8 protein-coding genes are annotated in these 13391 nt (G+C 64.1%); 4 read left to right on the top strand and 4 right to left on the bottom strand.

Annotated elements, in window-relative coordinates; translation table 11 throughout:
* Positions 1 to 123: 123 nt before the first annotated feature.
* From AWB83_RS24380 to AWB83_RS24365, 4 genes are all read right to left on the bottom strand, one after another.
* Positions 124 to 1683 (bottom strand): DHA2 family efflux MFS transporter permease subunit, encoded by a 1560-nt coding sequence (locus AWB83_RS24380; protein ID WP_087048177.1) that lies wholly within the window; start codon positions 1681 to 1683, stop codon positions 124 to 126.
* Between the two features lie 13 nt (positions 1684 to 1696).
* The gene (locus AWB83_RS24375; protein ID WP_087048176.1) at positions 1697 to 2941 is read right to left on the bottom strand and encodes an HlyD family secretion protein; all 1245 of its coding nucleotides are present in this window, start codon (positions 2939 to 2941) and stop codon (positions 1697 to 1699) included.
* A gap of 51 nt (positions 2942 to 2992) precedes the next feature.
* Positions 2993 to 4534 (bottom strand): efflux transporter outer membrane subunit, encoded by a 1542-nt coding sequence (locus AWB83_RS24370; protein WP_087048175.1) that lies wholly within the window; start codon positions 4532 to 4534, stop codon positions 2993 to 2995.
* A 75-nt stretch (positions 4535 to 4609) separates the two neighbouring features.
* Positions 4610 to 5125, bottom strand: coding sequence for a MarR family winged helix-turn-helix transcriptional regulator (locus AWB83_RS24365; protein WP_087048174.1), 516 nt, complete (start codon positions 5123 to 5125; stop codon positions 4610 to 4612).
* A gap of 307 nt (positions 5126 to 5432) precedes the next feature.
* On the opposite strand from AWB83_RS24365, the gene typA reads away from it, so the two are divergent.
* From typA to lpdA, 4 genes are all read left to right on the top strand, one after another.
* The gene (gene typA, locus AWB83_RS24360) at positions 5433 to 7259 is read left to right on the top strand and encodes a translational GTPase TypA (RefSeq protein WP_087048173.1); all 1827 of its coding nucleotides are present in this window, start codon (positions 5433 to 5435) and stop codon (positions 7257 to 7259) included.
* A 312-nt stretch (positions 7260 to 7571) separates the two neighbouring features.
* A complete protein-coding gene (locus AWB83_RS24355) occupies positions 7572 to 10430 on the top strand; it encodes a 2-oxoglutarate dehydrogenase E1 component (RefSeq protein WP_087048172.1) in 2859 nt (952 codons plus the stop codon).
* 93 nt (positions 10431 to 10523) lie between these two features.
* Entirely contained in the window at positions 10524 to 11822 is a 1299-nt protein-coding gene (odhB, locus tag AWB83_RS24350; protein ID WP_087048171.1) for a 2-oxoglutarate dehydrogenase complex dihydrolipoyllysine-residue succinyltransferase, read from the top strand.
* Between the two features lie 87 nt (positions 11823 to 11909).
* Positions 11910 to 13340, top strand: coding sequence for a dihydrolipoyl dehydrogenase (gene lpdA / locus AWB83_RS24345; protein ID WP_087048170.1), 1431 nt, complete (start codon positions 11910 to 11912; stop codon positions 13338 to 13340).
* Positions 13341 to 13391 lie beyond the last annotated feature (51 nt).

Genomic DNA, 13391 nt, shown 5'->3' with positions numbered 1-13391 from the left:
GGTATCGCGACGAGGAATACTTCTTCCTCAAGATCCGCGCCGCGTTCCCCGGAAAAGCTCGATGAACCATAAAAAAGAGCCCGGAGATTCCGGGCTCTTGTCTTCCTGCGAGCGGTAACGCGATCAGTGCGCCGCAGATGCCGCCGCCGCGGAATCGCCGCCGCCCGAGCGTTCGGGCCGCGTGATCCAGATCAGCACGATCAGCGCGACGAAAATCCCCGCCGAGATGTAGAACATGTCGTTCACGCCGAGCTGCGCCGCCTGCTGCGTGGCCATGCTGTTGAAGAAGCCGTAGGTCTGCTCCTGCGAGAAGCCGAGCGCCCCCATCTGCTGCATCGAGTTCGCGAAGGTCGGGTTGTACGAATTGGCCTGCTCGACCAGCTGCGCGTGATGCACGATCGAGCGATGCTCCCAGGCCGTCGAGAAAATCGACGTGCCGATGCCGCCGCACATGATCCGCACGAAGTTCGACAAGCCGGACGCCGCCGGAATGCGATGCCCCGGCAAGCCCGACAGCGTGATCGACACGAGCGGAATGAAGAAGCCCGCCATGCCGATGCCCTGGATCAGCGTGGGCACCGTGAGCGCCCATGTATCGACGCCGGTCGTATAGCGCGAGCGCATCCAGAAGCACAGCGCGAACACGAGGAACGCGGCGGTCGCGATGCGGCGCGGATCGGTGCGCGGCAGGAACTTGCCGGTGATCGGCGAGAGCAGGATCGCGAAAAGTCCCACGGGCGCCATCACGAGACCGGCGTTCGTCGCCGTATAGCCGATGTCCGTCTGGAGCCACAGCGGCAGCAGCACGAGGTTGCCGAAGTAGAGCCCGTAGCCGATCGACAGCGCGATCGTTCCGCCCGTGAAGTTGCGCAGCTCGAAGAGCGACAGATCCACGACCGGATGCTCCGCCGTCAGCTCCCACACGATGAAGAACGCAAAGGCGATCACCGCGATCAGCGCGAGCACGACGATCGTCGTCGAGTTGAACCAGTCGAGGTCCTTGCCCTTGTCGAGCATGATCTGCAGCGAGCCGACCCAGATCACGAGCAGCGCGAGACCGACGGTGTCGATCGGCGCCTTGCGGATCGCCGAGTCGCGGTCGCGGAAGATCGCGAATGTGGCGATCGCCGCCGCGATGCCGACCGGGATGTTCACGTAGAAGATCCACGGCCACGAGATGTTGTCCGAGATCCAGCCGCCGAGCACGGGGCCCGCGACCGGCGCGATGAGCGTGGTCATCGACCACATCGAGAGCGCCATCGGCGCCTTTTCGCGCGGATAGCTCGCAAGCAGGAGCGTCTGCGAGAGCGGGATCATCGGACCGGCGACCGCGCCTTGCAGCACGCGCGCCGCGAGCAGGAAGGGCAGCGTGGGCGCGAGGCCGCACAGCCACGACGCGATCACGAACAGGATGATCGAGCCGAGGAAGAGCCGCACCTGGCCGATGCGCTGCGTGAGCCAGCCCGTGAGCGGCACCGAGATTGCGTTGGCGACCGCGAACGACGTGATGACCCACGTGCCCTGATCGGACGAGACGCCCAGATCGCCGGAAATCGACGGAATCGAGACGTTCGCGATCGACGTGTCGAGCACGTTCATGAACACCGCGAGCGACACGGCGATCGTCCCGATGACGAGCTTCGCGCCCGAAAGCGGCGGATGAACGACGTTTTGCTGAGACATGGTTACTGCGTGCTTACATCAGCTTCGCGGCGGAAGCGGACTTCGCGCCACGGCCGCCAGCCGGCGACGTGCTCTGCGAGCCCGTGCCCGTGCCGGCGTTCTGCTGGATGATGCGCGCGATCTCCTGATCGGCTTCGGCGCCGTACTTGTCGAACACGTTGGTCTGATAGACCGTGTTCTGCGCCTGGCCGAGCTGGCCGCCTTCCTCGTTCTTGATCGTCACGTCGACGTTCATCGAAAGACCGATCCGCAGCGGATGCTGTTGCAGTTCCTTCGGATCGAGCTCGATGCGCACCGGCAGGCGCTGCACGACCTTGATCCAGTTGCCGGTCGCGTTCTGCGCGGGCAGGAGCGAGAACGCCGAGCCCGTGCCGGCCGAGAAGCCGATCACCTTGCCGTGGAACACGACGCCCGAGCCGTACAGATCGGCCGTGAGCTCGACCGGCTGGCCGATGCGCATGTGCTTCAGCTGCACTTCCTTGAAGTTCGCGTCCACCCACACGGCGTTGAGCGGCACGATCGCCATCAGCGGATTGCCGGGCGAAACGCGCTGGCCCACCTGCACCGAGCGCTTCGCGACATAGCCCGTGACCGGCGCCGGCAGCGTGTTGCGCGCGTAGTTGATGTACGAGTCACGCACCTTCGCGGCGGCGGCGAGCACGTTCGGGTGATCCGCGATCGTCGTGTTGGCCGTGAGCGAGCGGTTCGACGCGAGCTCCTGCTCCGCGGCGTCGAGCGAGGCCTGCGCGCCGCGCACTGCATCGCGGGCGTGCGAGATTTCTTCCTGCGATACGGCGCCGGTCTGCGCGACGGTCATGCGGCGGCGCAGGTCGTCCTGCGCGCGCTGCAGGTCGGACTTGCGCAGTGCGATTTGCGCTTCGTACTGGTTGTTGTTGACGAAGAACGTGCGGACCTGGCGCACGGTCTGCGCGAGATTCGCCTCGGCCTGGTCGAGCGAGACCTTGGAGTCGGCCGGATCGAGCACGACGAGCGGATCGCCGACCTTGACGGTCTGCGTGTCGTCCGCGTTCACGGAGATTACCGTGCCCACGACCTGCGGCGTGATCTGCACGACGTTGCCGTTCACGTAGGCGTCGTCGGTCGTCTCGTGAAAGCGCGCGACGAGGAAGTAGTAAAGCCCGTACGCGACGGCGGCGATGATGATGACGAGCACGATCAGCGTCATCAGCCGGCGGCGTTTGCCGTTGCTCTGCTTCGGCGCGGGCGCGGCGGCTGCGGTTTGTTGAGGGTCGCTCATGAAAGACTCCGAATATTCCGTTTTGGCCTTGATGCGTGTTCTTGTGTGCGCTTACTTCGACGGCGTGGCCGCGTTGGCCGCATCAGCGGTGTTGGCTGCCTGCGTCGTCTCACGCTGCCCGCTGCCGTCGATCGCGAGATTGGTGCTCGTCGCGTCGAAGCCGCCGCCCAGCGATTTGATCAGCGCGATCTGCAGATCGGTGCGCTTCAGGCGCAGGTTCGTGACCGTTTGCTCGTTCGCGAGGCGGTTCGAGTCGGCATTGAGCACCTGCAATTGCGGCGAAAGGCCGGCCTTGTAGCGGATCACCGCCAGCTGGTAGGCGCTCGTCGCCGCCGTGAGCGCGCGCTGCGCATCGGACATCTGCCTGTCGAGTGCGTGGATCGCCGAGATGTTGGTCGCGACGTCGTTCAGCGCGTTGATGAGCGTCTGATTGTAGTTCGCGACATCGCCCTCGAAATCGGCGTAGCGGCCCTTCAGTTGGGCGCGCAAGGCCCCCGCGTCGAAGATCGGCAGATGCACCGCCGGACCCGCCTGGATCTGCCGGCTGCTCGATTGCAGGAAGCGGCTCCAGCCGAACGCGTCGAAGCCGAAGCCCGCCGCAAGATTGATGTCCGGAAAGAACTCGGCCTTCGCTTCCTTGATATTGTGCGTCGAGGCTTCGACCTGCCAGCGCGCGGCGACGATATCCGGGCGGCGCGAGATGAGATCGGCGGGCACGTTGTCGGGCAAGGTCACGTTGACTTTCGGATCGATCGCCGGCTTGGCGATCTGCATGCCGCGATCCGGGCCCTTGCCGAGCAGCGCCGCCAGCTGATAGCGCACGGTTTCGATCTGGCCGTCGAGCTCGGAAAGATTCGTCTGGCTGGTGGCGACGTTGCCTTCCGCCGTGCGGCGCTCGACGTTGGTGTCGAGGCCCGCTGTGACGCGTCCGTTGGTGATGCGTCCCACGTCCTGACGGTTGGCGATCTCGCGCTCGGCGACATCGCGCAGCGCGTAGAGCAGCGCGAGCTGGTTGTAAGTGCGCGCCACCGACGACGCGAGCGTCACCCGCGACTGCTGCATTTCGGCTTCGGCGGCCTTTTCCTGCGAGACGGCCATGTTCAGCCGCGCGCGGTTCTTGCCCCACAGATCCAGTTCCCACGAGGCGCTCGCGAGCACGTTATTCTCGCTGTACCAGGTCCCGCCGTACGGGGGCGGGAAGAGGGCGTTGGCCGAATACAGCTCCCGGGTCCACGAATATGAGCCATTGACCTTCGGGTAGAGCGCCGAGCGCGAGGACTCCATGTACGACGACGCCTTCGCGATGCGCGCCTGCGCCTGCGCGAGCGTCGGATTGTCCGCGAGCGCCTCGTCGATCAGTCGCGGCAACTGCGGGTCGCCGAACTGCTTCGCCCAGTCGAGCGCCGGCCACTGGCCGCCTTGTCCCGGCACGCTCTGCGCGCTCTCGAAGTTCTCGGGTGCGGCAATCTTCTTGTCGCTCGAAATGCCCGCGTAGTTCGCGCATCCCGCAACCGCGAGCGCCGCCACGGCTGCGACGACGACGCTCTTCGCCCGGCTTGGGCCGCGAAGCGCGGACAAGGAATGGTGTTTCATATCTCGTCTCTTGAGATGAGAATTAAAGATGGACGTTGCAATCATTTTGTAGACCTGCGATGACGAATTTGCTTGTCATCGCAATGACGTACCCGGCTTGTCATTGCCGCCGAGCAAGGAGGCGACGGACGGATCGCACGAGTTCGCCAGGATGCGCCGGAGCATGCTCTTGAGGAAGCCGACTTCCTCGGGCGTGAAGCCCGCCAGCAGATGATCGAGCACGCGCGTGAAGATGGCCGGAATCTTTTCGGCCGTCGCCTGGCCCTCGTCCGTGAGCGCCAGGCGCACCACGCGCCGGTCCTCCTCGCTGCGCACGCGCGAGAGAAGGCCGCGCTTCTCCAGCCGGTCGATGAGCCGCGTGACCGCGCTCGCATCGATGCCGTATTCGCGGGCAATGTCGGCCGCGGTCAGGCATTTGCCGACCGCCAGCATGAACAGGATGCTGGCCTGCGTGCTGGTGATGCCCAGTTCGGAGGTCGTGTGCTGCGTGACCATGTTCCACATGGTGGAGCGTACCCGGCTCATCAGGTACCCGACGCTCTCGGCGAGCACGTAGTCGCCAATCGCCGCGGATTTCGGAGCGTCGCTCATGGGAATATTTGTGCGATTGCAATAGTTGACTAGGCATGATTATAAGTGCGTGTTTCAAGGCCTGCAAGGATCTTTTCTAGAAACGCTTAACAATCATTGTCACCGGCCGGCGCGACGCGCACGCGGGCGTTACGGGTTGGGTCCTATTGCAGGATGCGGACATCCATGCGTGGTACAATTTTCGGTTCTCACCGCGCCGGGCCCGCCAAATTCATGCACGTCTGCATGATGGTTCAAGAGGGGCTGCCGAGCCATGGAGTCTCACAGAGGAGGCTCGCTCCGACGGCGCACAACCAAGATACTTTCTATGACTCGCGCCCTCCGCAATATCGCCATCATTGCCCACGTCGACCACGGCAAGACCACGCTCGTCGACCAGTTGCTCCGTCAGTCGGGCACGTTCCGGGAAAACCAACAGGTCGCCGAGCGGGTCATGGACTCGAACGACATCGAAAAGGAACGCGGCATCACGATTCTGGCGAAGAACTGCGCCGTCGAATACGAAGGCACGCACATCAATATCGTCGACACGCCGGGACACGCGGACTTCGGCGGCGAAGTGGAGCGCGTGCTGTCGATGGTCGATTCCGTGCTGCTGCTCGTCGACGCCGTCGAAGGTCCGATGCCGCAGACGCGCTTCGTCACCAAGAAGGCGCTCGCGCTCGGCCTGAAGCCGATCGTCGTGATCAACAAGGTGGACCGTCCGGGCGCGCGCATCGACTGGGTAATCAACCAGACCTTCGATCTCTTCGACAAGCTCGGCGCGACCGAAGAGCAGCTCGACTTCCCGATCGTCTACGCCTCGGGCCTGAACGGCTATGCGAGCCTCGACCCCGAAACGCGCGAAGGCACGATGCGCCCGCTCTTCGAGGCCATTCTGGAGCACGTGCCGGTGCGTCCGGCTGATCCGGACGGCCCGCTGCAACTGCAGATCACCTCGCTCGACTACAACTCGTACGTCGGCCGCATCGGCGTGGGCCGCGTCGCGCGCGGGCGCATCCGCCCCGGCATGGCGGTGGCCGTGCGCTCGGGTCCGGACGGCGCGATCATCAATCGCAAGATCAATCAGGTGCTGTCGTTCCACGGCCTCGAGCGCGTGCAGGTCGAGGAAGCGCAGGCGGGCGATATCGTGCTGATCAACGGCATCGAGGAAATCGGCATCGGCGTGACGATCTGCGCGCCGGAGCAGCCCGATGCGCTGCCGATGATCACCGTCGACGAACCCACGCTCACGATGAACTTCCTCGTGAATTCGTCGCCGCTCGCGGGCAAGGAAGGCAAGTTCGTGACGAGCCGCCAGATCCGCGACCGTCTGATGAAGGAGCTCAACCACAACGTCGCGCTGCGCGTGAAGGACACCGGCGACGAAACGACCTTCGAAGTGTCGGGCCGCGGCGAGCTGCACCTGACGATTCTCGTCGAGAACATGCGCCGCGAAGGCTATGAGCTCGCGGTGTCGCGTCCGCGCGTGGTGGTGCAGGAGATTGACGGCGTGAAGCACGAGCCGTACGAGAACCTGACGGTCGATATCGAAGACACGCACCAGGGCGGCGTGATGGAAGAGCTTGGCCGCCGCAAGGGCGAAATGCTCGACATGACCTCCGACGGCCGCGGCCGCACGCGTCTCGAGTACCGCATTTCGGCGCGCGGACTGATCGGCTTCCAGAGCGAGTTCCTGACGCTCACGCGCGGCACGGGCCTGATGAGCCACACGTTCGATTCGTATCAGCCGGTGAAGGACGGCTCCGTCGGCGAGCGCCGCAACGGCGTGCTGATCTCGCAGGACGACGGGGCCGCCGTCGCCTATGCGCTGTGGAAGCTGCAGGATCGCGGCCGCATGTTCGTGTCGCCGGGCGACGCGCTCTATGAAGGCATGATCATCGGCATCCACAGCCGCGATAACGACCTCGTCGTGAATCCGATCAAGGGCAAGCAATTGACCAACGTGCGTGCGTCGGGCACCGACGAAGCCGTGCGTCTCGTGCCGCCGATCCAGCTCTCGCTGGAATACGCGGTCGAGTTCATCGACGACGACGAGCTCGTCGAGGTCACGCCGCAGTCGATCCGCTTGCGCAAGCGTCATCTGAAGGAGCACGAGCGCCGCCGCGCGAGCCGCGAGGCCAACGCCGAATAAGCATCGGCTCGTATCAGCGAACCAAAAGCCGCCTTCGGGCGGCTTTTGTCGTTTCGAGGCTTCGCAAAGGACCCTTGCTTATCTCGCAAAAGCCCGCACATGCTTGTTGCGCATAGGATGACAGGGGTAAGCCACATGCGGCGATCGGTCATATGACGATCGGTTATGTGCTATGCTTCCGCGATTAGCTGTCGCTTTTTAGGTCCTTCCAAGCAGACTTGATTCGCGCAATCCGCTAAACGGTCAGGCCGTGGCGCGGAAGGTTTCGTAACCCGCACTTCCTCGAGAAACTCGAAGAAAGGTGAGCGTAAAATGATGAAGCAATTCCAGTCGAACTCTTATCTGTTCGGCGGTAATGCTCCGTACGTCGAAGAGTTGTACGAGCAATATCTCGATAATCCCGCGTCAGTGCCCGAGACCTGGCGAGCCTACTTCGACGCGTTGCAGAACGTGCCCGCCTCCGACGGCACGGCTCACAACGACGTGGCCCACGGCCCCATCGTCGAGTCCTTCGCCCAGCGCGCGAAGGCCAATGCCTTCCTTCCTCGCGAGAGCACGGGTGATCTGACCACCGCGCGCAAGCAAGTCTACGTTCAATCCCTCATCGGCGCGTATCGCTTCCTTGGCACGCAATGGGCCAACCTCGATCCGCTCAAGCGCCGCGAGCGTCCCGCCATCCCCGAACTCGAACCCGGCTTCTACGACTTCACCGAAGCCGACATGGACCAGGTGTTCAACGCGACCAACCTGTACTTCGGTTTCGAGCAGGCGTCGCTGCGCGACATCGTCAAGGCGCTGCGCGACACCTACTGCGGCACGATCGGCGCAGAATTCATGTACATCAGCGATCCCGAGCAGAAGCGCTGGTGGAAGGAGAGGCTCGAGTCGATCCGCTCGACGCCGAATTTCTCGAACGAAAAGAAGAAGCATATCCTGAATCGCCTGACGGCCGCCGAAGGCCTCGAGCGATTTCTGCACACCAAGTATGTCGGCCAGAAGCGCTTTTCGCTGGAAGGCGGCGAGAGCTTCATCGCGTCGATGGACGAAGTGGTCCGTCACGCGGGCGCGAACGGCGTGCAGGAAATCGTCATCGGCATGGCGCACCGCGGCCGTCTGAACGTGCTGGTCAACACGCTCGGCAAGATGCCGGCCGACCTCTTCGCCGAATTCGAAGGCAAGCACGTCGATGACCTGCCGGCCGGCGACGTGAAGTACCACAAGGGCTTCTCGTCGGATGTCGCAACGGAAGGCGGCCCGGTTCACCTGTCGCTCGCGTTCAACCCGTCGCACCTGGAAATCGTGAACCCGGTGGTCGAGGGCTCGGCCAAGGCGCGCATGGACCGCCGCGGCGACGAGGAAGGCCTGCAGGTGCTGCCGGTGCAGATCCACGGCGACGCGGCTTTCGCGGGCCAGGGCGTCGTGATGGAAACGCTGAACCTCGCGCAGACGCGCGGCTACGGCACGCACGGCACGCTGCACATCGTCATCAACAACCAGATCGGCTTCACCACGTCGGACCCGCGCGACTCGCGCTCGACGCTGTACTGCTCGGACGTCGTCAAGATGATCGAGGCGCCGGTGCTGCACGTGAACGGCGACGATCCCGAAGCCGTCGTGCTCGCCACGCAGCTCGCGATCGAGTTCCGCACGAAGTTCCACAAGGACGTGGTCGTCGACATCGTCTGCTTCCGCAAGCTGGGCCACAACGAGCAGGACACGCCGGCGGTCACGCAGCCGCTGATGTACAAGACCATCGCGAAGCACCCGGGCACGCGCGCGCTGTACGCCGAGAAGCTCGTGCAGCAGGGCGTCATCAAGGCGGAAGACGCCGATGAAATGGTCAAGGCGTATCGCCAGGCGATGGACGAAGGCCATCACACCATCGACCCCGTGCTCTCGAACTACAAGAGCAAGTACGCAGTCGACTGGGTGCCGTTCCTGAACCGCAAGTGGACCGACGCGGCGGACACCGCCGTGCCGCTCGCGGAACTGAAGCGTCTCGCCGAGCGCATCACGACCATTCCCGAGAACTTCAAGCTGCATCCGCTCGTCGAGCGCGTGATCAACGATCGCCGCGCGATGGGCCGCGGCGAAGCCAAGCTCGACTGGGGCATGGGCGAGCATCTCGCGTTCGCCTCGCTGGTCGCCTCGGGCTATGCAGTTCGCCTGACGGGCCAGGACTCGGGCCGCGGCACGTTCACGCACCGCCACGCCGTGCTGCACGACCAGAACCGCGAGCGCTGGAACGACGGCACCTACATTCCGCTGCAGAACATCGCGGAAGGCCAGGCCAAGTTCACGGTGATCGACTCCGTGCTGTCCGAAGAAGCGGTGCTCGGCTTCGAGTACGGCTATTCGACGGCCGAGCCGAACACGTTCGTCGCGTGGGAAGCGCAGTTCGGCGACTTCGTGAACGGCGCGCAGGTCGTGATCGACCAGTTCATCTCGTCGGGCGAAGTGAAGTGGGGCCGCGTCTCCGGTCTCACGATGATGCTGCCGCACGGCTATGAAGGCCAGGGTCCGGAGCACTCGTCGGCGCGTATCGAGCGCTTCCTGCAGCTGTGCGCGGATCACAACATGCAGGTGGTCCAGCCGACGACGCCCGCGCAGATCTTCCATCTGCTGCGCCGTCAGATGATCCGTCTGTTCCGCAAGCCGCTGATCATCGCCACGCCGAAGTCGCTCCTGCGTCACAAGGAAGCCGTGTCGGATCTGTCGGATCTGTCGAAGGGCTCGTTCCAGCCGGTCATCGGTGAAGTCGACGAAGCGATCGAGCCGAAGAAGGTCAAGCGCGTGATCGTGTGCTCGGGCCGCGTGTACTACGACATCGTCGCGCATCGCCGCGAAGCGAAGGCAAACGACGTCGCCATCGTGCGTATCGAGCAGCTGTATCCGTTCGCTCACAAGCAGTTCGACGCGGAACTCAAGAAGTACGAAAACGCGGCGGAAGTGGTCTGGGTGCAGGACGAGCCGCAGAACCAGGGCGCCTGGTTCTACGTCGAGCACCATCTGCGCGAAGGCATGCGCGAAGGCATGAAGCTGGCCTACAGCGGCCGTCCCGCTTCGGCATCGCCGGCGGTCGGCTACTACGCGAAGCACTACGAGCAGCAGAAGGCGCTCGTGGAAGGCGCGTTCGGCCGCCTGAAGGGCGCGCAGGTCGTCGCGAAGTAATCATTGCTTGATCGGGAGCGGGTGAGCCGAATGGTCAAAACGGCTCCCCGGCCTCCTGGCTCGAACACAGACACGCATCAGGAAAATACAGAAATGGCTATCGTAGAAGTCAAGGTCCCCCAGCTTTCCGAGTCGGTCTCGGAAGCGACCATGCTGCAATGGAAGAAGAAGCCGGGTGAGGCTGTCGCCCAGGACGAAATCCTCATCGAAATCGAGACCGACAAGGTCGTGCTCGAAGTGCCCGCGCCGTCCGCAGGCGTGCTGGCGCAAGTGATCAAGCACGACGGCGATATCGTCACCGCTGACGAAATCATCGCGAAGATCGACACCGAAGCGAAGGCAGGCGAAGCGCCCGCCGCCGCCGCTGCCGGCGACGCCGAAGTGAAGCCCGCGCCGGTCGCTGAATCGGCTGCCGCTGCTGCGCCGGCTGCCGCGCAGGCCGCCGCTGCAACGGGCGGCGCTGCATCACCCGCCGCGACGAAAATCCTGGCCGAGAAGGGCGTTTCGGCCGATCAGGTCGCAGGCTCGGGCCGCGACGGCCGTATCACGAAGGGCGACGCGCTCGCCGCTTCGGCATCCGCACCGGCTGCGAAGACTGCGGCGCCGGCTCCGGCCGCGGCTCCCGCGCGCGCCGCGAAGCCCTCGCTGCCGCAAGTCGCGGCGCCCGCGTCGGCCGATCAGTGGCTGCGGGATCGCCCGGAGCAGCGCGTGCCGATGTCGCGTCTGCGCGCGCGCATTGCCGAGCGTCTGCTCGAATCGCAGCAAACCAACGCCATCCTGACGACGTTCAACGAAGTCAACATGGCGCCGGTCATGGATCTGCGCAACAAGTACAAGGACCGCTTCGAGAAGGAACACGGCGTGAAGCTCGGCTTCATGTCGTTCTTCGTGAAGGCCGCGGTGCACGCGCTGAAGAAATTCCCGCTCGTGAACGCGTCGATCGACGGTAACGACATCGTCTATCACGGCTACTTCGACATCGGTATCGCGGTCGGCTCGCCGCGCGGTCTGGTGGTGCCCATCCTGCGCAACGCGGATCAGATGAGCCTCGCCGACATCGAGAAGAAGATCGCCGAATTCGGCCAGAAGGCGAAGGACGGCAAGCTGTCGATCGAGGAAATGACCGGCGGCACGTTCTCCATCTCGAACGGCGGCGTGTTCGGTTCCATGTTGTCGACGCCGATCATCAACCCGCCGCAGTCCGCGATTCTCGGCGTGCACGCGACCAAGGAGCGTCCGGTCGTCGAGAACGGCCAGATCGTGATCCGTCCGATGAACTACCTCGCGCTGTCGTACGACCACCGCATCATCGACGGCCGCGAAGCCGTGCTGTCGCTGGTCGCGATGAAGGACGCGCTGGAAGATCCGGCCCGTCTGCTGCTGGACCTGTAAAAAGCATGTTGCCTTGGTGCGAGCGATAGGCTCGCGCGCACCGTTCAAGGCGTCTCCGCATGAGCGGAGTCTGACAAAAGGAAAGTCATGTCCAAGGAATTTGATGTCGTCGTGATCGGCGCGGGCCCTGGGGGCTATATCGCGGCGATTCGCGCAGCGCAGCTCGGCAAGACGGTTGCGTGTATCGAGAAGTGGAAGAACCCGGCGGGCGCGTTGAAGCTCGGCGGCACGTGCCTGAACATGGGCTGCATTCCGTCGAAGGCGCTGCTCGCGTCGTCGGAAGAGTTCGAGAACGCCGCGAAGCATCTCGGCGATCACGGCATCAGCGTGTCGGATGTGAAGCTCGATGTGTCGAAGATGCTCGCCCGCAAGGACGGCATCGTCGAGAAGATGACGAAGGGCATCGAGTTCCTGTTCCGCAAGAACAAGATCACGTGGCTCAAGGGCCACGGCAAGTTCACCGGCAGGAACGACGCCGGCGTGCAGATCGAAGTGTCGGGCGAAGGCGAGACGGAAGTCGTCACGGCGAAGAACGTAATCATCGCGACGGGCTCGAAGGCGCGTCATCTGCCGAACATTCCGGTCGACAACAAGCTCATCGCCGACAACGAAGGCGCGCTGTCGTTCGACTCGGTGCCGAAGAAGCTCGCCGTGATCGGCGCGGGCGTGATCGGCCTGGAGCTCGGCTCGGTGTGGCGCCGTCTGGGCGCGGACGTGACGGTGCTCGAAGCGCTGCCGCAATTCCTGGGCGCCGCCGACGAAGCGCTCGCGAAGGAAGCCGCGAAGCAGTTCAAGAAGCAGGGTCTCGACATTCACCTCGGCGTGCGGATCGGCGAAGTGAAGACGACCGACAACGGTGTGTCGATCGCTTATACGGATAACGCCGGCAACGCGCAGACGCTGGATGCGGACCGCCTGATCGTGTCGATCGGCCGCGTGCCGAATACCGACAACCTCGGTCTCGACGCAATCGGCCTCGCGGCCGACGAGCGCGGCTTCATCCCCGTCGATGATCACTGCGCGACCAAGGTGCCGAACGTGTACGCGATCGGCGACGTCGTGCGCGGCCCGATGCTCGCGCACAAGGCGGAAGACGAAGGCGTGGCGGTGGCGGAGATCATCGACGGTCAGAAGCCGCACATCGACTACAACTGCATTCCGTGGGTCATCTACACGGAGCCGGAAATCGCGTGGGTCGGCAAGACCGAGCAGCAGCTCAAGGCCGAAGGCCGCGAGTACAAGACCGGCCAGTTCCCGATGATGGCCAATGGCCGCGCACTCGGCATCGGCAAGGCAGAGGGCTTCGTCAAGATGATCGCGGACGCGAAGACCGACGAGATTCTCGGCGTGCACGTGATTTCGGCGGATGCGTCGGATCTGATCGCGGAAGCGGTTGTCGCGATGGAGTTCAAGGCTGCGTCGGAAGACATCGGCAGGATCTGCCATCCGCATCCGTCGCTGTCGGAAGTGATGCGCGAAGCGGCGCTCGCAGTCGACAAGCGCGCTTTGAATATGTAACGCTCGGCTTCGGGCAGCAAGGCATCCCAACGAAGGCGAGCGGGTCGAACC

The organism is Caballeronia ptereochthonis (assembly GCF_001545075.1).
GTDB classification, from domain to species: Bacteria; Pseudomonadota; Gammaproteobacteria; order Burkholderiales; family Burkholderiaceae; genus Caballeronia; species Caballeronia ptereochthonis.
The sequence above is the reverse complement of the archived record's forward strand: the minus strand, read 5'-3'. Positions and strand labels throughout refer to the sequence as shown.